The 24,528-nt window shown below is 71.1% G+C and carries 23 protein-coding genes; 9 read left to right on the top strand and 14 right to left on the bottom strand.

The genetic code is table 11. The features are described from left to right. Positions 1-49 precede the first annotated feature (49 nt). The gene (locus ACQPZK_RS12195; RefSeq protein ID WP_433538388.1) at positions 50-1,543 is read right to left on the bottom strand and encodes a sulfatase family protein; all 1,494 of its coding nucleotides are present in this window, start codon (positions 1,541-1,543) and stop codon (positions 50-52) included. A gap of 107 nt (positions 1,544-1,650) precedes the next feature. Between ACQPZK_RS12195 and ACQPZK_RS12200 the strand changes: the two genes are divergently transcribed. After that, positions 1,651-2,601, top strand: coding sequence for a hypothetical protein (locus tag ACQPZK_RS12200; RefSeq protein ID WP_433538389.1), 951 nt, complete (start codon positions 1,651-1,653; stop codon positions 2,599-2,601). A 30-nt stretch (positions 2,602-2,631) separates the two neighbouring features. Here the strand turns inward: ACQPZK_RS12200 and ACQPZK_RS12205 are convergent, their stop codons facing one another. From ACQPZK_RS12205 to ACQPZK_RS12215, 3 genes are read right to left on the bottom strand one after another with little or no spacing between them, the layout of a single operon-like run. Next, positions 2,632-3,603 (bottom strand): ABC transporter permease subunit, encoded by a 972-nt coding sequence (locus ACQPZK_RS12205; RefSeq protein ID WP_433538390.1) that lies wholly within the window; start codon positions 3,601-3,603, stop codon positions 2,632-2,634. Next, entirely contained in the window at positions 3,600-4,499 is a 900-nt protein-coding gene (locus ACQPZK_RS12210) for an ABC transporter ATP-binding protein (RefSeq protein ID WP_433538391.1), read from the bottom strand. The genes ACQPZK_RS12205 and ACQPZK_RS12210 overlap by 4 nt, the downstream gene beginning before the upstream one ends. Continuing rightward, positions 4,496-4,891 (bottom strand): GntR family transcriptional regulator, encoded by a 396-nt coding sequence (locus ACQPZK_RS12215; RefSeq protein WP_433538392.1) that lies wholly within the window; start codon positions 4,889-4,891, stop codon positions 4,496-4,498. Before ACQPZK_RS12215 ends, ACQPZK_RS12210 begins: the two co-directional genes overlap by 4 nt. Before the next feature lie 83 nt (positions 4,892-4,974). On the opposite strand from ACQPZK_RS12215, the gene ACQPZK_RS12220 reads away from it, so the two are divergent. Then, entirely contained in the window at positions 4,975-5,412 is a 438-nt protein-coding gene (locus ACQPZK_RS12220; protein WP_433538393.1) for a VOC family protein, read from the top strand. 25 nt (positions 5,413-5,437) lie between these two features. On the opposite strand, the gene ACQPZK_RS12225 is transcribed toward ACQPZK_RS12220, so the two are convergent. Both ACQPZK_RS12225 and ACQPZK_RS12230 read right to left on the bottom strand, forming a co-directional pair. After that, complete coding sequence (locus ACQPZK_RS12225) at positions 5,438-6,187, bottom strand: DinB family protein (protein WP_433538394.1); 750 nt, start codon at positions 6,185-6,187, stop codon at positions 5,438-5,440. Between the two features lie 54 nt (positions 6,188-6,241). Beyond that, positions 6,242-8,089, bottom strand: coding sequence for a glycoside hydrolase family 15 protein (locus ACQPZK_RS12230; RefSeq protein WP_433538395.1), 1,848 nt, complete (start codon positions 8,087-8,089; stop codon positions 6,242-6,244). A gap of 157 nt (positions 8,090-8,246) precedes the next feature. Here ACQPZK_RS12230 and ACQPZK_RS12235 point away from each other — a divergent pair, with 157 nt between their 5' ends. Next, a complete protein-coding gene (locus ACQPZK_RS12235) occupies positions 8,247-9,482 on the top strand; it encodes a low temperature requirement protein A (RefSeq protein ID WP_433538396.1) in 1,236 nt (411 codons plus the stop codon). Positions 9,483-9,577: 95 nt separating this feature from the next. On the opposite strand, the gene ACQPZK_RS12240 is transcribed toward ACQPZK_RS12235, so the two are convergent. From ACQPZK_RS12240 to ACQPZK_RS12270, 7 genes are all read right to left on the bottom strand, one after another. Next, a complete protein-coding gene (locus tag ACQPZK_RS12240) occupies positions 9,578-10,144 on the bottom strand; it encodes a hypothetical protein (RefSeq protein WP_433538397.1) in 567 nt (188 codons plus the stop codon). Between the two features lie 110 nt (positions 10,145-10,254). Further along, complete coding sequence (locus ACQPZK_RS12245; RefSeq protein WP_433538398.1) at positions 10,255-11,097, bottom strand: oxygenase MpaB family protein; 843 nt, start codon at positions 11,095-11,097, stop codon at positions 10,255-10,257. Continuing rightward, positions 11,094-12,311 (bottom strand): MAB_1171c family putative transporter, encoded by a 1,218-nt coding sequence (locus ACQPZK_RS12250; RefSeq protein ID WP_433538399.1) that lies wholly within the window; start codon positions 12,309-12,311, stop codon positions 11,094-11,096. Before ACQPZK_RS12250 ends, ACQPZK_RS12245 begins: the two co-directional genes overlap by 4 nt. 7 nt (positions 12,312-12,318) lie before the next feature. Further along, positions 12,319-12,897: a hypothetical protein gene (locus ACQPZK_RS12255; protein ID WP_433538400.1), complete on the bottom strand. Its 579-nt coding sequence runs from the start codon at positions 12,895-12,897 to the stop codon at positions 12,319-12,321. A 3-nt stretch (positions 12,898-12,900) separates the two neighbouring features. Next, positions 12,901-13,410, bottom strand: coding sequence for a hypothetical protein (locus ACQPZK_RS12260; RefSeq protein WP_433538401.1), 510 nt, complete (start codon positions 13,408-13,410; stop codon positions 12,901-12,903). Between the two features lie 266 nt (positions 13,411-13,676). After that, on the bottom strand, positions 13,677-14,726 hold the full coding sequence (locus tag ACQPZK_RS12265) for an SMP-30/gluconolactonase/LRE family protein (RefSeq protein WP_433538402.1): 1,050 nt from the start codon (positions 14,724-14,726) through the stop codon (positions 13,677-13,679). Between the two features lie 88 nt (positions 14,727-14,814). Further along, positions 14,815-16,296 (bottom strand): family 43 glycosylhydrolase, encoded by a 1,482-nt coding sequence (locus ACQPZK_RS12270; protein WP_433538403.1) that lies wholly within the window; start codon positions 16,294-16,296, stop codon positions 14,815-14,817. Between the two features lie 306 nt (positions 16,297-16,602). Here ACQPZK_RS12270 and ACQPZK_RS12275 point away from each other — a divergent pair, with 306 nt between their 5' ends. After that, positions 16,603-17,322 carry an alpha/beta fold hydrolase gene (locus ACQPZK_RS12275; protein ID WP_433538404.1) on the top strand — a complete coding sequence of 240 codons (720 nt, stop codon included), beginning with the start codon at positions 16,603-16,605 and terminating at the stop codon, positions 17,320-17,322. Positions 17,323-17,356: 34 nt separating this feature from the next. On the opposite strand, the gene ACQPZK_RS12280 is transcribed toward ACQPZK_RS12275, so the two are convergent. Continuing rightward, complete coding sequence (locus ACQPZK_RS12280; RefSeq protein WP_433538405.1) at positions 17,357-18,706, bottom strand: PLP-dependent aminotransferase family protein; 1,350 nt, start codon at positions 18,704-18,706, stop codon at positions 17,357-17,359. A gap of 407 nt (positions 18,707-19,113) precedes the next feature. Here ACQPZK_RS12280 and ACQPZK_RS12285 point away from each other — a divergent pair, with 407 nt between their 5' ends. From ACQPZK_RS12285 to ACQPZK_RS12305, 5 genes are read left to right on the top strand one after another with little or no spacing between them, the layout of a single operon-like run. Beyond that, entirely contained in the window at positions 19,114-20,583 is a 1,470-nt protein-coding gene (locus ACQPZK_RS12285) for an anthranilate synthase component I family protein (protein WP_433538406.1), read from the top strand. After that, positions 20,580-21,272, top strand: a complete 693-nt coding sequence (locus tag ACQPZK_RS12290) for an anthranilate synthase component II (protein ID WP_433538407.1) — start codon at positions 20,580-20,582, stop codon at positions 21,270-21,272. Before ACQPZK_RS12285 ends, ACQPZK_RS12290 begins: the two co-directional genes overlap by 4 nt. After that, positions 21,269-22,057, top strand: a complete 789-nt coding sequence (locus tag ACQPZK_RS12295; protein WP_433538408.1) for a B3/B4 domain-containing protein — start codon at positions 21,269-21,271, stop codon at positions 22,055-22,057. Before ACQPZK_RS12290 ends, ACQPZK_RS12295 begins: the two co-directional genes overlap by 4 nt. Next, positions 22,054-23,289 carry an ATP-grasp domain-containing protein gene (locus tag ACQPZK_RS12300; RefSeq protein WP_433538409.1) on the top strand — a complete coding sequence of 412 codons (1,236 nt, stop codon included), beginning with the start codon at positions 22,054-22,056 and terminating at the stop codon, positions 23,287-23,289. Before ACQPZK_RS12295 ends, ACQPZK_RS12300 begins: the two co-directional genes overlap by 4 nt. Then, complete coding sequence (locus ACQPZK_RS12305; protein ID WP_433538410.1) at positions 23,280-24,500, top strand: MFS transporter; 1,221 nt, start codon at positions 23,280-23,282, stop codon at positions 24,498-24,500. Before ACQPZK_RS12300 ends, ACQPZK_RS12305 begins: the two co-directional genes overlap by 10 nt. The last annotated feature ends 28 nt before the right edge of the window (positions 24,501-24,528 follow it).

Consider the following 24,528-nt stretch of genomic DNA (forward strand, 5'->3'; position numbering starts at 1 on the left):
TGCGGCTGGTCCTGGCCTGCGGCAGCACGCCGCCGCAGGCCAGGACCCGTCAGGCCGGCACGTGCCCGGCCGTCCAGCACGCCGAGTGGCTGTGGCAGGCGACGTACGCGGCGAGCGCGTCGTGCAGCGCGGCCCGTCGGGTGGCCGTGAGGCTGGCGGCGATGTTGGTGAGCTGGTGGGGGTCGGTGGTCCGGTTGTAGTACTCCCGCTCGCCGTTGGCGTACTCGACGTAGGTGTAGGTCGCCGTCCGCAGCGCATCGTAGGTGATCGGGCTTCCATTGCGCCGGTCCTGTGCGTCGGGGTCGTCGGCCGCCTGGTTGGGGCCGTGATGCTCGATCAGCGCCCCGGTACGCCAGTTCGGCGCCGATTCACCCTGGGCGAGGGGCAGCAGACTGCGACCGTCGACGTGCGTACCGACGTCGGCGCCGCCGATGCGTTGGAAGGTCGGCGCCAGGTCGATGTTCTGCACGATCTCGGCACGCTGCGAACCGGGGACGACACCCGGCCCGGCGACCACGAGCGGGACCCGCACATCGGTGTCGAAGGCGGTCTGCTTGCCGCCGGTCAACCGGTACTCACCCATGTGGAAGCCGTTGTCCGAGCTGAACACGACGTACGTGTTGTCGGCGATGCCGTTGCTGGTGAGCTGGGCGCGCAGGTTCCCGATCAGCCGGTCGACGGCTTGGACGGACTGGGCTCGCTTGCGGAAGTTCGTGTCCAGGTTGCTCTTCTCCTGCGCGGTCAACGGCCCGTTGCCGGCCAGCCAGGACGGCGGGTTGGTGGGCAGCCGGTCGTACGCCGCGGTGCGCGGAGCGGTGAGCCCGGGGAAGTCGTCGAGGTCCTGGTTGGCCGGGGTGAACGGGCTGTGCGGGGCGAAGGTGGAGACCTCCAGCAGGAACGGCGTGTCGGCCGCCGCCGCCCGTTGGATGAAGTCCCTGCCCTTGCGGGAAAGCACGTTGGTCAGGTAGTCGGCGGGTTGACTGCCGTAGTGGACGACTGTGTGGTTCTCGTTGAGGTCGTAGTTGTACTCGGGGTATCCGTTGCCGGCCACGTACCACTCGGACCAGCCTGGCGGCACGTACGGCAGCGACCCCCCTTGCGTGTCCGCCGGCAGGTAGCCGTTGAGGTACTTGCCCATGAACCCGGTCCGGTAGCCCCTGCCCTGGAGCACGGTCGCGAAGGTCCGGTTCTCGTTGCCCCGGCCCTTGAACACCGCGAACCCGCCGTCGGCGCCACCGTTGGTGAACACACCGGTGTCGTGCGGGAACTGGCCGGTCAGGATCGACGAGCGGGACGGGCAGCACAGCGAGTCCGTCACCGTGTAGTTGGTGAAGGTGACTCCCTCGTCCTGTAGTTGCCGCACCTGCGGCAGGTACGGCACGAGGTTCCACGCGAGATCGTCGACGAGCACGAAGATGATGTTGGGGGCGGCGGCGGTGGGTGTCGGAGCCGGCTCCGCGCCGCGTGCCGGTGTCCACGCGGCGAGCAGGGTGAGCGCGGCCACGAGGGCGGCGGTGACGAGACGTCGATGGGTGATGGCCATGCCGTCAAGCCTCGTCAAAATGTGTCAGCATCTATTCAACAGGTGGTGATGATCCGATCAACACCGTGCCGTCTCCCGGTCCGGCGGGCGCTGACTAGCATGCCCCCGTGATCGAAGAATTGGTCAGGAACGCTGCCGCCGAGGACGACGACGCGATCGAGCAGCTGTGCGAGATCGCCGACACCGACCCGGAAAGCCTGACCCCGTACCTGGGCGTCCTGCTCGACGCCGACGTGCTGTGGCCGGCGAGGGTGTACCGGGCGGCGGACGCCGACGTCATCAGCCGGATCATCGACCGGATCGACGGCGGGAGTGCGCCGGACCGGCTCAACCATCTGCTCATCATCCTGGCGCACACCGCCCATCCGCTCGCCGAGAGCGCCATGCGTCGCTGGTCGACACAACCACCGGCCGGTGCGGACGAGCTGCACGTCAGTGTCCTCAGCTACACGCTGGAGGGCGGCTGGACGGCCGAGGCGGACGGCAGCCGCCGGGACCTGTGCGGCACCACCGGGTACCAGTGGGTTCTGCGCGAGACACCGCAGCGTGCGGGCGGTCCCACCTGTCCGTGGTGCGCGTCGCCACTGTGGATCGCTGCGGACCTCGACACGGCGGACCCCGCTGTCCGGGCCGCGATCGCGCACACCGGCTGGTCCGGCCGGCTGGTGATCGAGACCTGCCATTTCTGCGCCTGCTACGCGACCCTGTTCAGCCAGGTCACGCCGGCTGGTGACAGCACCTGGTGGAGCGGCAACACCCGTCCCAGCTACCTCGGTGACGCGCAACCGGAGGACCCGCCGGCGCTGACGCCGGTCCTCGGCCCGGCACGGTCGACGCCCTACGAGGCGAGCGCCTGGGATCAGGGCGGCTCCACGCTGGGCGGACGGCCCGACTGGATCCAGGACGCCGAGCACGCCGACTGCCCCGGGTGCGGTCAACCGATGGACTACGTGGGTCTGCTCGGCGGCGCGGACCTGGACGAATACGGCGAGGGCGCCTACTACCTGCACCTGCACCAGCCCTGCGGGTTCGCCGCGGTCAACTACCAACAGAGCTGATCGCCGTACGGCGTCAGAGTGTGGCGGGCACTAGATCAGGCGACGGCGTACCCGCCACACCACCACGCCGATCAGGACCGCCGCGACCGCGACGAAAAGGGCGGCCTCGATGAGCTGGAACGTCCAGAACCGGTCGGCCGGGTGGTAGACCCCGAACTGCTGGACGCCCCGCGTGTGCAGGAACTGGTTGAGGTTGGTGCCGGCCCGGTCGGCGGCGTCCTCCAGCTCGTAGTACTCGGTCGAGCTGAGCCTGCGCCCGGTGGCGTCCGCGTAGCCGCGTTCGACCACCCAGTCGGCAAGGCCGGGCACGGTCCGTCGCCCCACCTTCGAACCGCCGGCGGGCACCGGTTCCATGGTGGTGAGCGGGGTGGCGTACGCGGGACGGGCCAGCAGCGCCACCGACATCCGGGCGGCGAGGAACGCCCCCAACGCGACGCCGAACGCGGGCAGGCTGCGCCGCAGGATCGCCCCGGCGGCGGTGGCGACGCCGAACGCGAACAGCGCGTACGCCACCGGGACGAGTCCCTCCAGGTCGAAGGCGTCGTACTGGAACCGTCCCTCCCACGCGTCGAACGGCTGACGGAACCAGGTGAGCACCGCGGTGAACATCCCGGTGAGCGTGACGGTGACGCCGGCCAGCGCCACGAGTTTGGCCGCCAGCCAGCGCATCCGCGGCACCGCCTGGGTCCAGGCGAGCTGCCAGGTGCCGTCCTCCAGTTCGCGCGCGAGCAGTGGCGCGCCGAGGAACGCGCCGATGACGACGGGGACCAGATAGAAGGCCGCCAGGAGGTTCTCGACGTACCCGTACTCCTCGTCGAGCCGGCGGAAGGAGGCCGCGCAGTCGCCGTTGAGGCCGGCCTCTCCCGCGCACCGGGCGGAACCGCCGGGGAAGAGGTCGTGGGCCTGCGCCCCGAGCACGAGCAGGACGATGCCGAACAGGCCGACGAGCAGACCCAGGACGCAGACCTCGGTCCGGTGCTGACGCCAGATCAACCACGTCATGCCGCCACCTCCGACTCCACCGGGACGCTCGGTTCGGACGACCGGCGCAGGTACGCCAGCACCAGGTCCTCCAGCGCGACAGGCTGGGCCTGCCAGCCGGGCGCGGTCGGCAGCCCGCCGTCGCGTACCAGCAGGGTCGTGTGCCGGTCGCTGTGGACGGCCTCCACGACGGTGCCGGCCCGGTCGAGGTCGGCGGCCGTGCGGGGGCCGACGAGCAGCCGGTGTTCGGTGAGCAGGGTGTCGATGTCGCCGGTGAGCGTGACCCGGCCGCGGTTGAGCACGACCAGGTGGTCGCAGACGCGCTCCAGCTCGTGCACGACGTGGGAGGAGAACAGGACGGTCACTCCGCCGTCGGCCACCGCGCCCATGAGGACCTGGAGGAACTCGTGCCGGGCCAGCGGGTCGAGGCTGGCCACCGGCTCGTCGAGAACGAGCAGGTCCGGCCGCTTCGCCAGGGCCAGCGCCAACGCGGCCTGGGCCTGCTGCCCGCCGGAGAGCGTGCCGGCCCGGCGGTCGAGCGGGATGCCCAGCTTCGTCAGCCGGCGCTCGGCCAGCCCCTGGTCGAACCGCAGGTTGCAGGCCCGGCCGAAGCGGAGCATCTCGGCGACGGTGAAGCGCTTGTACAGCGGGTGGTCCTGGGCCAGGAACCCGATCCGGGACAGGGTCTGCGGGGTGCTGGCGGTGACGTCCTGGCCGAGGACCTCCACCGTGCCGCTGGTCGGCGCCAGCAACCCGACGGCCAGGCGCAGCAGCGTGGTCTTGCCCGCGCCGTTCGGCCCGACCAGGGCGATCACGCCGCCCGCCGGCAGGTTCAGGGTGCAGTCGCGCAACGCCCAGCCCTTCCGGTACCGCTTGCTCGCACCGTCGGTGCGCAGCGCGAACTCGGTCGCTGTCACGCCACGTCCTCGTTCCTGGTCTGCTGGTGGACGGACGTGAAGAGCGCGTCGACCGCCCGTTCGTCGAGGCCGGCCTCGTAGGCGCGGCGCAGCCAGGTCGCCAGGCCGCGTCGCAGCGACGTGTACGTCGATGCCGACATCACGGCCGACTGCTGTGCGGTGACGAAGGTGCCCTGGCCGGGCCGCCCGGTGACCAGGTCCTCCTGCTCCATCTGCCGGTACGCCTTGGCGACGGTGTTCGGATTGATCGCCAGGTCCTCGACCACCTCGCGGATGAGCGGGAGGCGGTCGCCGGGTTGCAGGAAGCCCAGCAGCACCGCCTGGCGAACCTGCTGGACGAGTTGCAGGTACGGCGGCACGCCGGAGTGGGTGTCGAGCCGGAAGACGAACACGGGCAGCCCCTTACTGCTTTACTAGTGCCATAGTAAAGCAGCAGGGGGTGGGACGGTCGACGTCGACCCCCTATGGTGAGGCGATGTCCGAGCAGTGGTCGCTGACCGTCGATTGCGCCCGCCCCCGCGAACTGGCCGCGTTCTGGTGTCTCGCGCTGGGGTACGTCCCGGCCTCCCCGCCGCAGGGGTTCGCCACCTGGGAGGCGTGGCACGCCCACTTCGGCATTCCCGAGGACGAGTGGGACGACGGCGCCTTCATCGAGGACCCGGCCGGCACCCGGCCCGCCATCTCGTTCCTGAAGGTGCCGGAGCCGAAGGTGGTGAAGAACCGCATGCACGTCGACATCCAGGTCGGCGGCGGCCGGCACGAACCGCTGGATGTGCGGTGGCCGCGCGTCCAGGCGATGGTCGACAAGCTGGTCGCTGCGGGCGGCTCCGTGCTCGGGCCGGACGTACCGGACGGTACGCCCGATCACGTGACGATGGCCGACCCGGAGGGGAACGAGTTCGACGTCCTCTAGGAGCTGACACCTACATCCCGGAGCATCACGCATACTCCTGTTCCAGGATGGCCAGGTCGCGGTCGGCGAACTGCACGTGCGCCCACTGGTCGCCGAAGATGACCTGCAGGCACTTGACCGCCGTACGTTCGGCGGGCGGCGGGCAGCCGACCGCGGTGTTCGGCCCCCGCACGCGGTCCAGCTCCTCCTGCGTGACCTGCGCCAGATATGCGCGCAGATCGGCGATCCGCTCGGCGCGCACGGCGAGGATTTCGCCGAGGGTGGGCGCGGCCGACTCGTCGATGCCGAACTCGGCGCCGTTGGTGGTGAACGATGCGGGTACGCCGATCGGATGGAACGGTTTCGGGCGAAGGGCCGTCGCGTGGCCATACCAGGCGTCCACGACGAAGATCGTGTGGCGCAGGGTCTGGGCGAGCGACCATTCGTCGTTCACTGATCTGTGGACGGCCTCCTCTGGCAGCACGCTTGCGCGTCGCAGCGTCGCTTGCCACAGCTCCTCGATGACATCCACCGCATCACGCATCGTCCCGGGTGTGGTCGGCTGGAGTCGAAGCCGTTCGGGGTGCAGGCGATCCAGCTCGGCCTCGATCAATGGCATGACCTCCACGCCGTTGACGCGCAGGCCGTCGATCGCCCCGTCGATGTCGGCGTCCAACAGCAGCACGCCACGCATCCGGGCGCCGCTGAGATCCACCTCGCGGAAGGTTGCGCTGGCCATCGACAGGTCGATGAACTCCGCACCCTCGTAGTCGGGCTGCTGCACGAATCGCGTCATCGGCGCATCGTAGGGGCCCGCTACGACAGGACCACCAGATCAAGCCCCTCGCACCTAGCGGCGGCGTCGGGCGTCGGCCTCGGCGTCGAGCAGGCTGTTGAGGGTCAGCGCCGTGTTGATCAGCGACAGGTGGCTGAAGGCCTGCGGGTAGTTGCCGATCTGCTCACCGGTCGCGGCGATCTCCTCGGCGTAGAGACCGAGGTGGTTGCTGAAGGTGAACATCTTCTCGAACGTGAGTCGGGCGTCGTCGAGACGGCCGGCACGGGCCAGCGCCTCGACGTACCAGAAGGTGCACATGTTGAAGGTGCCCTCGTGGCCCGGCAGGCCGTCGGGGGAGTGGACCGGGTCGTACCGGTGGACGAGGCTGTCGGAGACGAGTTCGCGTTCGATCGCGTTGAGGGTGGACAGCCACAGCGGATCGCTCGGGGTGACGAAACCGACCGCCGGCATGGCCAGCAGGGCGGCGTCGAGCACGTTCTCGTCGTACGCCTGCACGAAACTGCCGCGTTCCTGGTGGTACCCGCGGTCCATGACCTGGTTGTAGATGCGGTTGCGCTGTTCGGTCCAGCAGGTCAGGTCGCCGGGGCGGCCGGTGCGGTTGGCCAGGCGGATGGCCCGGTCCAGCGCCACCCAGGACATCACCCGCCCGAACGTGTAGTTGCGGGGGTGGTGCCGGCTCTCCCAGATGCCGGCGTCGCGCTGGTCCCAGTTGTGGCAGAGCCAGTCGACGAGCCGGACGGTGCTCTTCCACACCTGGTGCGAGACACGGATGCCCTGTTCGTCGGCGAGGTGCATGGCGTAGAGCGCCTCGCCGTGGATGTCGAGCTGGAGCTGGTCGGCGGCGCCGTTGCCGATGCGCACGGGCCGGGAGCCGCGGTAGCCCTCCAGGTGGTCGAGCACCTCCTCGTGCAGGTCGGAGGAGCCGTCCACCCGGTACATGATCCTCAGTGGGTCCTGGTGGTGGCTGGCCGTGCGGATGCGCTCGTCCAACCAGTCCATGTAGCGGCTGACCTCCTCGGTGAAGCCGAGGCCGAGCAGCGCGTGCACCGAGAACGACGTGTCGCGTACCCAGGTGTAGCGGTAGTCCCAGTTGCGGGTGCCGCCGACCAGCTCGGGCAGCGCGGCGGTGGGCGCGGCGATCATCGCGCCGGTCGGCGCGTACGTCATGAGTTTCAGCGTGATGGCGGAGCGCTCGACCATCTCCCGCCAGCGACCGGTGTAGCTGGAGCGTTCCAGCCAGCGTCGCCAGTAGTCACGCGTCCACTCGAACATGCCCTGGATCTCCTCCGGCGGGAAGATCCGCGGTTCGGTGTCGCCCGTCTCCAGGACCACGCCGCCGACGTCGCCCTCGTTCAGGGTGCCGTACGCGACGAGGTCGCCGTCCTCGATGCGGACGTCGCCGTGTTCGTGGATCAGCCGCCGGATGGGGTCGACGGGGTTGAACGTCAGCGTCGCGCACCGGCTGCGGAAGAGGTAGCCGTTGGGGTGGCGCTCCAGTTGGTGCTCCTCCCGCGCGTAGTCGAAGCGGGGCCGGCACTCCACCCGGAAGCGCATGCTGCCGCGCACCATGGTGACGATGCGGACCAGCCGGTGCGCGTCGGTGGCCCGCTCGCCCGTGACCGGCATGAAGTCCATGACCTCGGCGACCCCGTCGGCGCTGATGAACCGGGTGATCAGGATGGGCGTGCCGGGGAGGTAGAGCTGCTTGGTCACGTAGCGCACGTCGTCCGGCGCGATCCGGAAGTAGCCGCCCCTGTCCTTGTCCAGCAGCGAGGCGAAGATGCTCGGCGAGTCGAAGCGCGGCGCGCAGAACCAGTCGACCGTCCCGTCACAGGTCACCAGCGCGGCGGTCTGCAGGTCGCCGATGAGTCCGTGATCTTCGATCGCCGGATAGCTGTCCACGTCTCTCCCCGGTTCGGCCGCGTCCTGCGCATCGAACGTAAGGGGAGAAATTGTCGAATCAGGTGTGATTCAACCTCAACCACCCTGTCGCGTACCCGGCGGCACATCCCCTGGGCGGGCCGATCGTTGGTGCGACGGGGGCGGACGGAGGGGGACGATGTCGTCGAGACGCGGTGCGGACCTCCTGCGTCCGCCGGACAGCGCGGGCCGCGCCACCTTCCTGGAACTCTTCTTCGACCTGGCCTTCGTGGTCGCACTCACGCGGGTCTCGCAGCGCTTCGTCGAGCTGGACGGCAACACGGGGTGGGCGTTCGTCAACGGGCTCGGCGGTAGCCTGCTGCTGTTCCTGGCGCTCTGGCTGGTCTGGTCGCACACCACCTGGATCACCAGTCGCTACGAGCCGGAGAGCGCGGTCATCCAGGCCGTCGTGGTCGGCACCATGTTCGCCGGCCTGGTCATGGCGGTCACGCTGCCCCGGGCGACCCAGGAGCGGGCGCTCCCGTTCGTGGTCGCGTACCTGCTGGTGATGGTGGTCCGGCCGCTGGTGATCGCCGCCGCGCTGCGGGGCCATCCGAGGCGGCTGGTCGCGTTCCGGCTCTCCGCGTGGGCTGCGCTGAGTGCACCCATCTGGCTGGTCGGCGCGCTCGGCCCGGAGCGACTGCGCCTGCCGCTGTGGGCCGTCGCCGTCGGCGTCGACTACCTCGCCTGGATTCTGGGGTGGCCGCTGCCGCGGCTGGGGGCCGCGGCGGTGGCGCACTGGCGGATCGCGGGTACGCACCTCGCGGACCGCTACCAGCAGATGTTCCTCATCGCGCTCGGCGAGACGATCCTGGTGATCGGCGTGGTGTTCAGTGGCCGGGACTACTCCGGGGGGCGGGCGGCCGCCTTCACGGTCGCCTTCGTCACGAGCGCGCTGATCTGGCGGATCTACTTCCACCGCGCCGGTCTGCTGCTGCCCGAGGCGCTGGGTGAGGCGGGCCAGCCCGCTCGCCTGGGTACGGCCTCGGAGCGTACGCACCTGCTCATCGTGCTCAGCGTGCTCCTCACGTCGGTCAGCTACGAACTGGTGATCGACGACCCGTTCGGCACGCCACGGCCGATGTGGCTGCTGTTCGTGGTGGGTGGGCCGGCGCTCTTCCTCGTCGCGCGGTTGCGGTTGGAGTACGAGGTGTTCGGCCAGATCTCCCGATCACGGCTGGTCGGATTCGTGATCCTCCTGCTGGCCACGCCGGTGTTGACGCGGTGGCCGCCGATGGTCGGCCTGTGTGCGGTGGCCGGGGTGCTGGCCCTCGTCGCGGTCCTCGACGCGCTCGGCAGTCGGCGGAACGCGCCGCGGGTGCCCACCCCGCCGAGCGGGCGGGAGACGCCCGGTGACAGCGACTTCGAGGCGTGACGGCGGGCCCTGCGGCCGTCACCCGTACCGCGGAGACGACCCAGGGGCGGGCGACCCCCAGGGCGGGCGGTCGGGTCGACCGCCCGCCCGGCTTGTCAGCTCACACTGAAGGTCACGTCGTCGACGTCGAAGGCCGTGACGCCGTTGCCGGCCATCTCGCTGCTCAGGAAGCTGACCGTCGCGGTGCGCTCGACCGTCGCCGTCCCGCTCGACATGCCGTACTGCCGCCACTCGGCCCCGCCGTCGAAGGCCAGCGAGAACCTCGTCTTCGGGGGAACGCCGGTGACCGCCAGCCCGACGTTCAGGTAGTCGCCGCGGGTGGTTTCGGTGGTGATGGTGCGGACCCAGAATCGGACCGTCAGGTCGCAGTTGGCCGGCACGGTGACGGTCGCACGCAGCAGGTCGCTACGCGTGACGTCCAGCCCGGCGAACGTGGCGTATGCGCGACCGGTGTGTGCGGGTCGGGTCTCGTCGCCGAGCACGACCATGCGAGGGCCGGCGGTCCAGCCGTTGACGCCCCGCTCGAACGACGGGTTCGGGTGAACCTGACCGGCGCAGGGCGCGGCGGGTGCCGGTGGTGCGTCGGGTGCGCCCCGTGCGGCGGATGCGCCGCCCGTGACCAGGAGAAGCAGGGCTGCGGCGGTGGTGGCGAGTGCCTTCATCGGTCCTCCTCAAATCATCGAAGGTTGCCGATATCTGACCTTGCGCGACGGGGGCCGTGACGTCAAGCCGTTCCCGATCCCGGCGGGCCTTGGCTCCGGCCGGCCGCCGATCAGTGCGGGCCGAGCTGGCTGATGTCGTACCCCTGGGGGTAGGTCCTGGCCCGGATGCCTTCGGCGAACAGCGGCGTGGCCCGCGGCGCGCCGAACCACCGCTGCCACCGCGCGCGCGTGCGCAGCGCGAGACGCAGCCCGGCCCGGACCGGCCACGGCGGCGCGTCGACCCGGGTCGCGCGCCGCAGCGGTTCGTCGTACATGGCGCTGACCAGCGCGTTTCCCAGCGGCGCGAGCGTGCGGGGGAGTCGGGCGAGCATCAGCATGCGGGTGGCCCGTTCGATGGCCGCCGCGTCGTCGTTGGGCAGTAGGTGGCTGGCGTCGTGGGCGTCGAACCAGGTCTCGAACTCCTCGAACGACCCGGGGATGTCCGTGATGCCCATCCGTCGGCCGAGCTCCCGGTAGAACAGGTAGGTGGCCTGCCGCTCGTGGCAGCAGGGCTGACGCCACCCGTAGTCGCGCAGCCACCGGATCGGGATCACGACGAGGCAGCCCAGGACGTAGCGGAAGTCGTCGTTGTCGATGTCGTAGGGGCGGTGGATCTGGTTGACACGCCGGAGGGCGTCCCGGCCCCGGGGCTGCTCGAAGCCGTTGAGGACCATCTCGTACATCAGCAGGCCGGTGTCGTCGATGCGCTTCTGGGTGCGGTCGGTCAGCTCGCCGGTCGTGGTGTGCACGGCGGCGATGGCCGGAACCGAGAAGGACCTGTTGAACGCCAGGTTGAGGCCCAGCTTCATGTCCCAGGGGAATTCGAAGCGCAGCATCGTCTGGTAGATGTCCAGGTAGTCGCGCTGCGGGTCCAGCGTGCGGATCCGCTCCAGGTTGTCGTAGCGACCCCTCATCGGCGCGCGTCTCCTGCCGTCGGGAGCGGAGTGGCGGCGTCGAGCGTCCCGGCCACCACGGGTGATCGAGCGTAGGCGTCGGTGACGAGCGTCAGCCACGCCACCTCGCCGGCATAGCCACCGTCCGGGCGGTGCAGCTCGTCGGCGGGCTGCGGGGCCGCGGCCGCCTGGCCGGCCCGATGCCACCGCAGCGCGCAGGCCAGGTGGGCGGCCTCGATCGCCGCCTGCCGCTCGGTGGCGCTCAGACCGGACCGTTCGGCGAACCGCTCGGCCAGGGCGGTCACCCCGATATCTGTGTACGGGCGCAGCGCCAGGCGGCCGTCGCGGATCTCGGCGACCCGGCGGGTGAGCGCGTAGTCGGTGTCGCGCAGTGCCGCGAACCGGCGGCGCAGGGTGGGGTCGAGTTCCAGCTCGGGGAGGGCCGCGACGAGGTCCCGCCAGAGGGGTTCGAGTCGCCGGTAGGACTGGAAGTCCTCCCACCGTTGGCCGATCTTGAGCGTGGGACCCCACGCCGGCATGGTGAGGCCGATCGTGATGAGCAACGCGCCGATGGTCACCAGCACCGCCGCGATCTGCCGCTCGCCGGTCGGCCGGTAGCCGGCCCAGTAGGCGACCAGGTAGACGATCTTGTTGGTGCTGTAAAGCAGCGCGAAGGCAGCGCCCACCGCGGTGATGCGCAGGCCACGGCGCAGCCAGGGGCGTCCGCAGATCTTCGCGAAGCCCCAGCACAGCCGGGTGATGTCGACGCAGTAGGCGAAGAACCCGAGCAGCAGGAAGATCAGCAGGTAGGCGGTGACGACGGGGTCGGTCGCGTACTCGACGGTCAGGCGCACCGGCTCGTCGTACGTGAGGGTGACGGCGAACAGGCCGAGCATGACGAGGAACGCGCAGGCGGTGACCCACACCCAGCGGCGGGCGCGGACGGCGGCCGTCGCCGGGGGCAGCGCGAAGTGCAGCAGCATGATCTCGGCGTTCGCCGAGACGGTCAGGGCGCCCGCGTGCGCCATGATCTTGGCGAGATTGGGCAGGCCCGAGACCTCGTCGATCGCGACGGCGACGGGCGGAACGGCGACCGTGATCCCGGCGGCGAACGCGCCGAGGCCCGCGCAGATCGCACGGCGGGCCCGGCTCGGATGCCGGCGCTGCAACCGCACCATGTACACGAACGCGACCCAGCCGGATGCCGCGCACACGGCGTAGAGGACGGTGTCCATTCCCGCCCTACCAGTGGGGGTGTTCGAGGGAGTGCCGCAACCGGCCGTACAGCTCCGCGTCCTGCCCGTTCACCGGCGCCTCGTCCGCGTCACCGCGCTCGCTGCGGACCCGCCGCAGCAGCAGCGAGCCGATCATCTCGGCCTCGCGTTCCTCGGCCGCAGCGTAGTTGCTGCGGCCCAGACTCCGCCGCACGAGTTGCGGGTCGAGGTCGGGGAGCAACAGCCGGGACGCGTCCGCGTCCAGCACCTCGGTGGCCTGGTGCCCGGCGAGCAGGTGACCCAGCTCGTGACCGATGATCAGCAGTTGGTGCAGCGGAGAGGTGTCCTGCTCGTAGAAGATCGCGTCGAAGTCGTTCGTCGGCACGCACATACCGCACACGGTCTGCGCGGGCAGCTTGATCGGCACCAGGTGGATGGGCCGGCCGCGCCGCTCACCGAGAGCGTCGCACAGCTTCCTGATGTCGAAGGGCTGCGGTATCTCCAGCTCGGCGACGACGCGCGCGCAGCGTCGGCGTAGGCGATACGACGTCACGTCGGTGTTCTCCCACTCGTCGGTGTGCTCCCACCGCAGGATCTGCACGGCCACCGGTTACCGACGATCCTCGGACGCGGCCGTGTCGGTGCCCTCTGCCACGGCCCGCAGCCGGGCCACCATCTGTTCGACGAGCCGCGTGTCGGTCGCCGAGAGGCCGTTGTCGGCGAGCACCTGCCGCAGCGCCACCCGCTTGACGTCCATCCGCCGCAGCTCGCTGAGCAACGTGATCTGGTCCTGGATCCGTCGTGCCGCCGCGTCGTCCACGAAGTACCCCGAATTGACACCGAAGGCGGTGGCCAGGGCGCGTACGTGCGAGGTGCGCGGATCGCTCGCCACGCCCCGCCGCAACTCGCCGATGTAGGCGGCGCTGATCGTGACGCCCGTCTCGGTCGCCGCTTCGTTGATCTTGTCGGCGATCTCCCGGTTGGTGTATCTGCGCCCGGGCTCGTCGGAGTCGCCGAGTTCGTCGGGAGTGGGGCGGATCTTGTCGAACAGGTACTCCAGCCGTGCTGCCAACGTGTCGAGGGGCGGTAACTCCCGCTCCGCGCGCCGAACGTCCACCATGCTCTTCACCCTCCGGCGACCTGAACGACAGTGTCGCAGATGGGCCCCGTTACTAAACAGACGTTGACACACGTACGGAACGTGAGCGTAAGCTCGCTCCTGTTCGGAGCAACACCCGTTGAGCGTGAACCCGTTGTGCTCAACGCTTGTTGCGCGACGGCCGATAGGGTCCGTCTAGCCGAACCTGGGGGGGCGAGCGGGGAGGAATCCGCTCCGTGAGGAGCACAACGGGGGATTCCTCCCACGGCCAGCCGCTACCGGCTACGTCAGTACGGGTAGCCCGGGACGTTGAGCCGGACGCTGTACAGGCCGGAGTCGTTGCGGGGACCCGACGTGATGAACAGGGTCTGCCGGTCGGATCCGCCGAAGGCGACGTTCGTCGTTCCGGTGAAGCCGGACCGGATCGTGCCCAGCTGAACGCCGGCGGGGGAGTAGACGTGGACGAGGGAGTCCCCGCCGGAGGTCCAGTACACGTTGCCGGCGCAGTCGATCGTCCCGCCGTCCGGGCCGCCGATGTAGTTCACGAAGACGCTCCGCGCGCCGGTGCTGCCATCGGGCTGGACGGCGTACTTGTAGATCTTGTTCTCGGAGTAGGCGCCCACGTACAGGGTGCTGCCGTCCGGCGAGAGCGAGATGCCGTTGGGCTGGCGCAGTTGGTCGTCGACCAGCGACACCTGCCCGTTGACCACGCGGAAGACGCTGGTCCGCCCGTTCATCTGGTCCGGGCGGTTGCCGCGCTGGAAGTTGGGGTCGGTGAAGTAGACGACGCCGTCCGAACGGACCGCGACGTCGTTCGGCGAGTTGAACGCCCGACCCTGGTAGTTCGCGGCGACGGTGCTGCGGGTTCGGTCGCTCAACCGGTACGCGGACACGTTGCGCTGGTCGTGAGTGGCCGCCACGAGCTGCTGGCCGTCGGCGCTGAGCGCGATGCCGTTGCTGCCGGCGTTCGACACGAACGTGTCGAAGGTCGACGGCGGGGTGAACCTGCGGATCGTGGACGGCTGCACGTTGTACGGCCCGGTGCCGGCGGCCATGTCGGAGAAGAGCAGGTAGCCGCCGTCGGCGACCCAGACGGGCCCTTCGAGGAACGAGAACCCGCCCTGGATGCGGGGCGCCGTCACGGAACTGGCCGGCAGCGGCGAGCCGTAGCCGGCCCCCGTCGGGCAGGCGCCGGGCGGCGTGCCGGGTGGGCCGGCGAGCCCGGCGTACGTGCCTGCCTGGGCGGACGCCGATCCTCGGGCGGCGGCGGGAACGGGTGCCGCGCTGACCGCGAGGCAGAGTCCGGCCAGGAGGGCGATGGTGGGACGCCGGTTCATCGGTGCTCCAATCGGCGTCGACGGGTCGCTTGGACCGGCCGACGGTGTCGAGGGCGTGTGCGGGCGCGCTGCGGCCCGCCCGCCTGGGCTATTCCAGGTGGAAGGTGGCGGAGCCTCGCTCGGCGCTGGTGGCGACCGCCTCCAGATACAGCAGACCGTCGCGGTGGCGCACGTAGCGGCCCGGATAGTTCTGTGACTCCAGGGAGATCCCGGCGCTGTCGGCGAGGCCGGACCGGCGTTGGAAGCTCGCATCGCCGGCGAAGATCGACGACCCGTCGTTGGGCGCGATGGAGAGGGCGAACCCGTAGTGGCGCAGGTAGTAGCCCGGATAGTTCGTCGACTCCAACGACACGCTGCCGCCGCCGGCCAGGCCGTTGACGATGCGGAACTGCGAGTCGGCCAGGTTGGTCACGTTCGGCTCGACCCGGGCCCGGTAGTCGTAGTGCCGGACGTAGCTGGTCGTCAGGTCGTGTGACCGCAGCCGGACCGGGGTGGCCCCGTCGGGCACCGGGATGCCGAAGTTGGGGGTGCCGTCGGCGTTCCAGTACAGCTTCTGGATGCGGGTCCGCCGGTTGGGATCGTTGAGGGGGTCGCCGCTGATGTCGCGGTAGTTCCGGTCGTGGTAGACCAGGATGTCGCTCTGCCCGTCCTCAGAGACGGTGAACGAGTTGTGGCCGGGGCCGTACTGGCCGGTGGCCGCGCTGGTGGCGAAGACCGGGTTGGGGCTCTTGCTCCAGGAGGCCGCGTCGAGCAGGTTCGCGGTGGCGGAGGCGCTCAGCATCCCGAGGCAGTAGTTGGCGTCGGTGGCGCTGGCCGAGTAGGTCAGGAAGAGGCGGCCGTCGCGCTGGATGACCGCCGGCCCCTCGGCGACCCGGTAGCCGCGGGTCTCCCAGGCGTACGTCGGCACGACGAGCCGGGTCACGGTGCCGGTGATCTGCCACGGGTTGGCGCCCATCCGGGCGAGGTAGACGTTCGAGTTGGTGGAGATGCCGGGCTCCTGCTGTGCCCAGGTCAGGTAGCGCACCCCGTTGGCCACGAAGGTCGAGGCGTCCAGACTGAACGTGTCCCAGGGTGTCGTGATCCGCCCGCGTTCGATCCACCCTCCGGTGAGCGGGTTCGCGTTGCCGCTCTCCAGCACGTACATCCGGATGCGCCACACGTCGTCGGTCCGGCCGGCGGCGAAGTAGACGTACCAGCGGTTGTTGATGAAGTGGATCTCCGGCGCCCAGATGTGGGCGCCCATCTCTCCGCTGGTGTGCCGGCTCCAGATCGTGGTCTCCGCCGCGGTCGCCAGCCCCTGGAGGGTGGTCGCGCGGCGCAGGACGATCCGGTCGTACTGCGGCACGGTCGCGGTCAGGTAGTAGTAGCCGTCGGTGTGCCGGAAGATGTGCGGGTCCGCCCGTTGGTTGACCAGCGGGTTGGTGTAGTTCACGGCGGGCGCGGCGTGCGCGGGCCCCGCCCCGGGCAGCCCGGCCGACACGGCGAGCACCGCCAGGATCGCGGCCAGGACAGCGCGGCGGCGACGCGCGACGCCGGGACCTGTGGCCCTCTGGTCAGGTGGCAGCGGCATCTGTCCTCCGTGAGCTGTGTGCACGGCGCTGGTCGACGCTGCTGCATCGGCCAACCTGCGGCGCCCGCCGGGAGCACGCCCTCGGGCAGGGTGTGTGACGGGAGTGTTGCGCCCCGGTAACGGGCTCAGTGTTGGCGCTAACATCGATGAGTGTCAAGGTCTTCCGGTAGTTCACGGGTCGGCCAGGCGTCGACCCGCCGTGCGGAGGCGTACGACGCGATGTTTCGCCGCCGTGGGACGGGTACTCAGGCGCACCGGCGCGGCCGGTGGAGGATGACCAGTGCCACGAGCGAGGGAGCGGCTGTCATGCCCGATGCGGACCCCACCGTCGTCCTGGTGCACGGCGCGTTCGCCGAGTCGTCGAGCTGGAACGCGGTGATCGAGCGGCTGGGCGACGCGTACAACGTCGTGGCCGCCGCCAACCCGCTGCGCGGCCTCTCGGGCGACGCCGCGTACGTGCGGGACGTGGTACGGGGGATCGGCGGCCCGGTCGTCCTCGTCGGCCACTCGTACGGCGGCATGGTGATCACGCAGGCCGCCGCGGGCGACACCTCGGTACGCGCCCTCGTCTACGTCAACGCGTTGTGCCCGGACACCGGCGAGTCGGCGCTGTCGCTGTCGGGAAAGTTCCCCGGCAGCACCCTCGCCGAGACCCTGGTGCAGTACCCGGTGTCGACCGGCGGCAACGAGGTGATGATCGGCCAGGACGCCTACCACGCGCAGTTCTGCGCCGACGTGCCGGACGACCTCGCCGCGCTGATGGCCCGCACCCAACGGCCGATCACCGAGCAGGCCCTGGGCGACGGGCTCACCGGCGAACCCGCCTGGCGATCCCTGCCGAGCTGGTTCGTGTTCGGTGACGCCGACAAGAACATCCCGGTCGCCGCGCACCGCTTCATGGCCGAGCGGGCCGCCCCGCGGGGCCAGCGGGAGATCGCGGGCGGGTCGCACGCGATGGCGGGGGCCCGGCAGCCCGCGGGCGAGGTCGCCGAGACGATCATCGAGGCGGTCCGGGCCACCACCTGACCGCGTACGGCGGCGGCGCGACCGGCGCGGCTGGTCAGCCGGCGCGGCCGGCCGTCTCGCGGTACGCCTCGGCCAGCCCGGCCAGGCCGCGCCCGAGTTCCGGGCCGCGCACCCCGGCGTAGCCGAGGACCAGCGCCGGCGGTCGGTCGTCCGGCCGTAGGGCGTAAAAGCGGCCACCGCGGACCAGCACCGAGCGTCGCCGGGCCGCGTGCACGAGGGCCTCCTCCGGGTGTCGGGCCGGCAGCAGCAGGTACGCCTGGAGTCCGCCGTCCGCGCCGAAGAGGGTGACGTCGGGCAGCTGCCCGGCGACGAAGTCGCGGACCGCCTGACGGCGCTTCTGCACGTCGGCGCCGAGTCGGCGCAGGTGCCGGTCGAAGGCGCCGGTGTCGATCAGTCGGGCGAAGGCGAGCTGTTCCAGGCCGGAGCAGCCGATGTCCCAGCTGGCCCGGATCCGCTCGAGCGGCGCGGTCAGGTCGGCGGGGGTGGCCAGCCAGCCGAGGCGCAGCGCCGGCGTGAGGACCTTGCTGGCGCTGCCGGCGTAGACCACCCGGTCGGGCGCGAGGCTCTGCACCGCGGGCATCCGCTGCGCCGGGCCGACGAGGGCGGCGTCGAAGTCGTCCTCGATGACGTAGCCGTCGACCTTCTTCGCCCAGGCCACGAGCTGTGCCCGGCGTCGCGCGGTGAGCGTGACCCCGGTCGGGAACTGGCTGGCCGGGGTGACCAGCACGGCACGGACGCCGCTCGCGTCCAGCGCGTCCACCCGGATGCCGTCGGAGTCCACGGGGATGCCCACCGGACGGAGGCCGGCCTCGGCGACGAACTCCCACTCGCCCGGGTGGCCCGGGTCCTCCACCCCGAGCGTGTCGTGGCCCCGGTCGTGCAGCACGCGGCAGAGCAGCGCCAGCCCCTGGGCGAAGCCGGATGTGACCATGACACGCTCGGGCCCGGTCCGCACCCCGCGCACCCGGCCCAGGTATCCGGCGAGGGTGTGCCGCACGACCGGCAGGCCGGACGGCGGGGCGTAGCCCAGCTCGCGACGACCGGCCGAGGTGACCACGGCGGTGACCGCACGGATCCAGTCCTGGCGGGGGAACGTCGAGTCGTGCGGGCTGCCGGTGCGCAGGTCGCAGACCGCCGGGGCGGGCGCGTGGTCGTCCGGGGTGAGCGCCGAGGCGACGTCGGAACGCGCCGCCGTCGCCACGGAGGTGCCCGAGCCGTGGTGCGAGACGAGGTACCCCTCGGCGCAGAGCTGTTCGTACGCCTCGACGACCACACTGCGGGACACGCCGAGGTCGGCGGCGAGCTGCCGGCTCGACGGCACCCGGGTGCCGGGGCGCAGTGCCCCCTCCTCGATCTGCGTACGGAATGCGTTACGGAGCTGCACTGCAAGCGTTCCACGCGATTGCCCATCTATTGACAGGCTTAGATTAAGGGACAAGTGGTCCGCTCCGAGATCGTCGAAGTGGTATGGACAGCGTGATCCGTGCCTGTGGAAAGTGTTGGTCGGGTGCGCAACCGCCCCGGTGGCCGGCGAATCAGGGCGTACGTTCCGAGCGTGTCCAATGCGGACGCCCCGCCGCCGGCGCCGGGGAGGTCGTGCGAAGTCCTTTCGCCTGGGGGAAGGGTCCGACCTGCCGTGTCGTCGGCGGGGCCTGCGCCAACGGTGGTGCGGAATCGGGCTGTTCAGAGGGGGTTCCGCAAGTGTCCCTATTGTCAACCGAACGCGCCACGTGGTCGATCGGAGCACATTCGTCGACCGGTACGCGTACACCATTGATGGACTCAATTCCGGTGGAAGTGACATCTGTCACACTGCCGTCGATCGATCCGTTGTCGCTCTACACGGCACTCGCCGACAGTCTTTCCCACGACGACCTGTATCTGTTCGAAAGCCTGGACGGTCCCGTTCAGGACCGGTATGCCGCAGCCGTCGGGTGGGGTCTTCTCGCCGAGGTGCGACTGATCGCCGACCGCCTCGAGCTGACCGCCGACGGTCCGCTGGGCGACGCCCTGGCCGCCGTGCTCACCGCCGTCCTGGGCGAGCCGGGCCGGCGGGGCGCCACGTCGCGGGCCTGGCCGGTCGCCGGCCCGACCGAGGTGTGGGCGGCCGTCCGGGCGGCGCAGCGGGCGTTCGCCGTGCGCACGACCATCCCCACCGACACCTTCGCCTTCGGTTTCCTCACCACCCTGGCGTACGAGGCCGCGCGGGACATGGACGAGCTCGGGACCGACCGGGTGGTCGACGACGTTCCCCGCTGCACGCTCGCGCTGTTCCGGCACACCGTCTGGTGGGATCTGCGCGCCGGCACGGTCCGGCGGCTCGACGCCCGCGGCCCGCACCTGCCGTCGGACGACGCCGTCCAGCTGCCCGAGCTGCCCGTGCGCCGGACCGACGATGAGCCGCACGTGCCGGCGGCCCCGCCGCCCACCTCGATCCGGGACACCGTCGACGAGGAGACGTTCGCCGCCCGGGTGAAGCAGTGCCTGCGGCACATCGAGGTCGGGGACAGCTACCAGATCCAGATCGGCCACCGGATCGACGTGGAGACGACGCTCACCCCGTTGGAGGTCTACCGGCGGCTGCGCCACCGCAACCCGTCGCCCTACATGTACCTCACCCCGTGGGCCGGCCGGACCGTCATCGGGGCGAGCCCGGAGCTGTTCCTGCGCATCGGGGACGGCCGGCTCTCGATGCGTCCGATCGCCGGAACGGCCTCCCGCGCCGCCGACCCCGAGGTCGACCGGCGGCGGGTGATCGAGCTGGCGACGAGCGAGAAGGAGAGAGCCGAGCACGTCATGCTCGTCGACCTGTGCCGCAACGACATCGGCCGGGTCTGCGTGCCGGGGACGCTCAGCGTCGACAGCATGTTCGACGTCGAGCCGTTCGCGTACGTGCACCACCTGGTCTCGACCGTCTCGGGTCAGCTCGCCGACGACGCCGACGTGTGGGCGGCGATCTGCGCGACCTTCCCGGCCGGCACCATGACCGGCGCGCCGAAGCTGCGGGCCATGGAGATCATCGACGGCCTGGAGGACGAGCCCCGGGGCGTCTACGCCGGCGCGGTGGGGCTGGTCGACGTGCGTGGGTACGCGGTACTCGCCCTGTGCATCCGTACCGCCGTACACGACGGCGGGCACTACCGGACCCAGGCCTCCGCCGGGGTCGTGGCCGACTCCACACCGGGCGACGAGTGGCGCGAGACGCTGGCCAAGATGAGCGCCACCTACTGGGCCCTGACCGGTCGGGAGCTGCTGCCGTGAAGGTCCTGCTCGTGGACGCGTACGACAGCTTCACCCACATCATCGACCAGTACCTGCGGACCCTCGGCGCGCAGACCATGGTGATCCGTTCCCGCTCGGCGACCAGCGACCAGCTCGTGGCCCTGCGGCCCGACGCGGTGGTGCTCGGCCCCGGGCCCGGGCACCCCGCCGAGTCCGGGCACGTGGAGCTGGTGCACGCCTTCGCCGGTCGGGTCCCGCTGCTCGGGGTCTGCCTCGGCCACCAGGCGATCGGCCTCGCCTACGGCGGGACGGTCGCGGTCGCCCGGCACCTGATGCACGGCAAGACCAGCGTGGTGACCCATGACGGCCGGGGCGTCTTCGAGGGCGCGCCCGCTCCGCTCACCGTCACCCGCTACCACTCGCTGATCGTCGCGGACCCGGTGCCGCCGGCCCTGCGGGCCACCGCCCGGTCGTCCGACGACGGCTACGTGATGGGGGTACGACACCACGCGCTCGCGGTGCAGGGGGTGCAGTTCCACCCGGAGAGCGTGCTCACCGAGGCCGGTCTGCGGCTGTTCGACAACTTCCTGCGTGACGCGTCGGCGACCGCGGAGCGGCCACCCGGATTGGCCTCACCGGATCACCCCGGATTGGCCACAACCGGTGGTCGTCCCGCTGCGTACGGTCGGGCGGACAATCGGACCCGAACCTCACGAGGATCACGATGACCCAGCTCAGCGACGGTGCGGCCACCCTCACCGTCCGCATCGACGACCGGGTGCTGAACGCGGTGCCGGACTACGTGCTGGGCGTGCTCGCCCTGCCGCTGGTCGAGGTCGTACCGGCGCCTCCCGCCGTGTCGGCGCTGCTGACGGCCGCCGAGGACGCGCTGCACGCCGCGCACCTGGACAAGGCCGGCGTGGCCGACCTGCCGGGCATCGCGGCCTGGCGCGAGGCGTACCGGGCGGTGGGGGTGAACCCCAACCGGTTCCCCTGCGCCGCCGAATCGATCACCCGGCGGGTGGCCAAGGGTGACCGGCTGCCCCGGATCAACGCCCTGGTCGACCTCTGCAACGCCGTCTCGCTCGGCGCGGCGCTGCCGGTGGCCTCGTGCGCGGTCGACGGCCTCACCGACCTCGTGGTGCGACCGGCCGACGGCACCGAGACGTACCTGCCGCTGGGCGTTCCCGACGCGCCCGAGCATCCGGAGCCGGGTGAGGTCGTCTACGCGGACGCCGACGGGCGGGCCCACTCGCGGCGCTGGAACTGGCGGCAGGGCCACCTGGTCCGCACCGACCTGGGCCCGCACGCGCTGCTGCTCACCGTCGAGTCGGCGCACCCGGGCGGCCGGGCGGAGGTGGTGGACGCGTTGGCCCGCCTCGGCGGCGTCCTCGACGAGATGTCCGCCGGCGCACGGCAGGAGGCGGTGCTCGACCGGGACGCGACGAGCGCCGTCCTGCGTACCGCGGGACCGCTGAGCCCGGCGGGCAGCAACGGTCGGAGCCGTCCGTGAACGGCGCGATCCTGGTGATCTACCGCCCGGCGGCCGGCCGGTACGCCGCCCAGTTCCGTGCCGTGGTCGCCGCCGCCGCCGAGCGGGGCGTGGCGACCGTCGCGCTGTTGCCGACCGGGCAGCCGTCCGCCGACACCGCCGGTCTGCCCTGCTACCACGCCGACCTCGACGACCGCGAGGCCGTCCGTTCGGTCGTCGCGGCGATCGTCGCCGAGCATCCGGTGCGGCGCATCTTCCCGCTCTTCGAGGGCGACGTGCTGACCGCCGCGCACTGCCGACGGGACCACGGCATCGACGGGCTCGACCCGGAGCAGGCGCTGACCTTCCGGGACAAGAACGTGATGCACCGCCGGGCCGTCGAGCTGGGCGTGCCGGTGGCCCGTTCGTGCCGCCCCGAGACGGTCGGGGCGGTCGCCGAGTTCGCCGCCGAGGTGGGCTGGCCCGTGGTCGTCAAGCCGTACGCCGGCTGGGCGTGCGGCGACACCCACCGGGTGGACTCCGCCGAGGATCTGGCCCGGGTGTGGCCGCTGATCGCCGACGACCGGCACGACTACCGGGTGGAGGAGTACGTCCGGGGGGTCGAGTACCACGTCGACTCGCTGCTGCGCGACGGCGAAGTGGTCTTCGAGCAGCTGTCCCGCTACACGTACTCCGTCCTGGAGTTCCGCGACGAGCCCGGCGGCACGGTCTCCCGCAAACACGACCTGACCGGAGCCGAGCGGCGCATCCTGGCCGCCAGCGCCACCGTGCTGCGCGGCTTCGGGATGCGGACGGGCGTGGCGCACGTCGAGTTCTTCCTCCGCGACGACGGCGAGGTGATCTTCGGCGAGGCGGCCGCCCGGGCCGGCGGCGGTTCCATCGTCCCCGCCATCGAGGCCGGGCGGGGGATCAACCTGGCCGGGGAGTGGTGTCGCCTCGAACTCGACCCGGAGCACGTGCCGGCGACCACGCTCGGGCCGGAGATCGGCACCGAGTACCTGTGCTCCGACCGGTACGGGCGGATCACGGCGATCACCTCGGCACAGGACCTGCGGGCACTCGACGCGGTGCGCGACGCGGACGTGTGGAAGAGCGTCGGTGACGTGCTCGCCGTGCCGACCGCCTCGAACGACGTGCTCGGCTGGTACGTCTGCGAGGGCCGCGACTTCGACGACGTCCGCGCCCGGTTCAAAGTCATCCGCGACTCCTTCGAGGTGCGCACCGAACCGGTGAGGGAGTCGTCATGTGGCTGAGCCGGTTCCGGGCCCTGCCCCGCCCGCTGCGGATGCTGGTCTACGCGTCCTTCATCAACCGGGCCGGCATGTTCGTCTTCCCCCTGCTCGCGGTCTACCTGGTGCAGAGCCGGCACCTCAGCACCGGCGAGGCGGGGGTGCTGATCTCCGTGGGCAGCACCGGCCTGCTCGCCGGTAGCCTGCTCAGCGGGCCGGTCTGCGCCCGCGCCGGCCGCCGCGCCGCGCTGGTGTCGAGCCTGCTGCTCAACGCCGTCGGCTACCTGGGCCTGGCCCTGGTCGACGGTCCGGTGTGGACGTACGCGGTGCTGCTCTTCGTCGCGCTGGTCGGGATGGGCATGTTCTCGCCGGCGGCCAACACGTTGATCGCCGACCTGACCGAGCCGGGCGAGCGGCCCTTCGCGTACACCGTCAGCTATCTCGCCAACAACCTGGGGATGGGGGTCGGTCCGCTGCTCGGCGGGTTCGCGGCGGCCCTGTCGTACGAGCTGATGTTCGCTGGGAACATCCTGCTCGGCCTGCTGGCGGCGACCACCATCTGGCTGTTCGTACCCGCCGAGACCCGCCGTGCCCCGGCGGCCGCGCCGGTCGTCACCACCCGGTGGGCCGGGCTGCGTCGCGATGTCGACGTGGCGCTGCTGGTGCTGGTCTCCTTCTGTTACGTCGCGCCGCTGATCGGCCTCGAATACACGCTGCCCCTCGCGGTCACCACCGTGCTGCACTCGTCGGTGGCGGTGGTCGGCGCGGTCTACACCATCAACAGCATCGTCGTGGTCAGCGCCAGCCTGCTCATCGAGAAGCGCATCAAGGCGTACTCGACCCGGGTCCTGCTGATCGTGGCCGGCCTGCTCTGGTCGGCCGGCATGGCCGTCCTGGTCTTCGCCTTCTCGCTGCCCGCCGTCCTGCTCTCCACGGTGGTCTGGACCCTCGGGGAGATCATCGCCTCGGTGGTGGTGCCCACCTACATCGCCGACCACGTCGAGGAACGGCGGGTCAGCAGCTTCATGGCCCTGAACGCGTTCGTGCTCAGCTCCGCCCGGCTGGTCGTGCCGATGGGCCTCGGCTTCGTCTGGCAGACCCAGGGGCACCGACCCGTCCTCCTGATCCTCCTGCTGACCCCGGTGGTCGGTGTGGTCGCGTTCGCGGCGCTGCGAATCCGACCGGCGGTCCGGCCCGTGCCGGCCCCCGTCGAACCGGCCACCGCCAGTCCCTGACACCCACCCACCCCTCATCGGAAGGTGC

This window comes from Micromonospora sp. CA-249363, assembly GCF_050950185.1.
Taxonomy (GTDB): Bacteria; Actinomycetota; Actinomycetes; order Mycobacteriales; family Micromonosporaceae; genus Micromonospora.

Coding starts and splice junctions, on each gene's coding strand:
- ACQPZK_RS12205 (WP_433538390.1), bottom strand. CDS start 3,603: ATGACGTGGTTGATCTGGCGTCAGCACCGGACCGAGGTCTGCGTCCTG.
- ACQPZK_RS12275 (WP_433538404.1), top strand. CDS start 16,603: ATGCCCGATGCGGACCCCACCGTCGTCCTGGTGCACGGCGCGTTCGCC.
- ACQPZK_RS12240 (WP_433538397.1), bottom strand. CDS start 10,144: ATGAAGGCACTCGCCACCACCGCCGCAGCCCTGCTTCTCCTGGTCACG.
- ACQPZK_RS12225 (WP_433538394.1), bottom strand. CDS start 6,187: ATGACGCGATTCGTGCAGCAGCCCGACTACGAGGGTGCGGAGTTCATC.
- ACQPZK_RS12305 (WP_433538410.1), top strand. CDS start 23,280: ATGTGGCTGAGCCGGTTCCGGGCCCTGCCCCGCCCGCTGCGGATGCTG.
- ACQPZK_RS12250 (WP_433538399.1), bottom strand. CDS start 12,311: ATGGACACCGTCCTCTACGCCGTGTGCGCGGCATCCGGCTGGGTCGCG.
- ACQPZK_RS12295 (WP_433538408.1), top strand. CDS start 21,269: ATGACCCAGCTCAGCGACGGTGCGGCCACCCTCACCGTCCGCATCGAC.
- ACQPZK_RS12235 (WP_433538396.1), top strand. CDS start 8,247: ATGTCGTCGAGACGCGGTGCGGACCTCCTGCGTCCGCCGGACAGCGCG.
- ACQPZK_RS12260 (WP_433538401.1), bottom strand. CDS start 13,410: ATGGTGGACGTTCGGCGCGCGGAGCGGGAGTTACCGCCCCTCGACACG.
- ACQPZK_RS12270 (WP_433538403.1), bottom strand. CDS start 16,296: ATGCCGCTGCCACCTGACCAGAGGGCCACAGGTCCCGGCGTCGCGCGT.
- ACQPZK_RS12245 (WP_433538398.1), bottom strand. CDS start 11,097: ATGAGGGGTCGCTACGACAACCTGGAGCGGATCCGCACGCTGGACCCG.
- ACQPZK_RS12220 (WP_433538393.1), top strand. CDS start 4,975: ATGTCCGAGCAGTGGTCGCTGACCGTCGATTGCGCCCGCCCCCGCGAA.
- ACQPZK_RS12265 (WP_433538402.1), bottom strand. CDS start 14,726: ATGAACCGGCGTCCCACCATCGCCCTCCTGGCCGGACTCTGCCTCGCG.
- ACQPZK_RS12195 (WP_433538388.1), bottom strand. CDS start 1,543: ATGGCCATCACCCATCGACGTCTCGTCACCGCCGCCCTCGTGGCCGCG.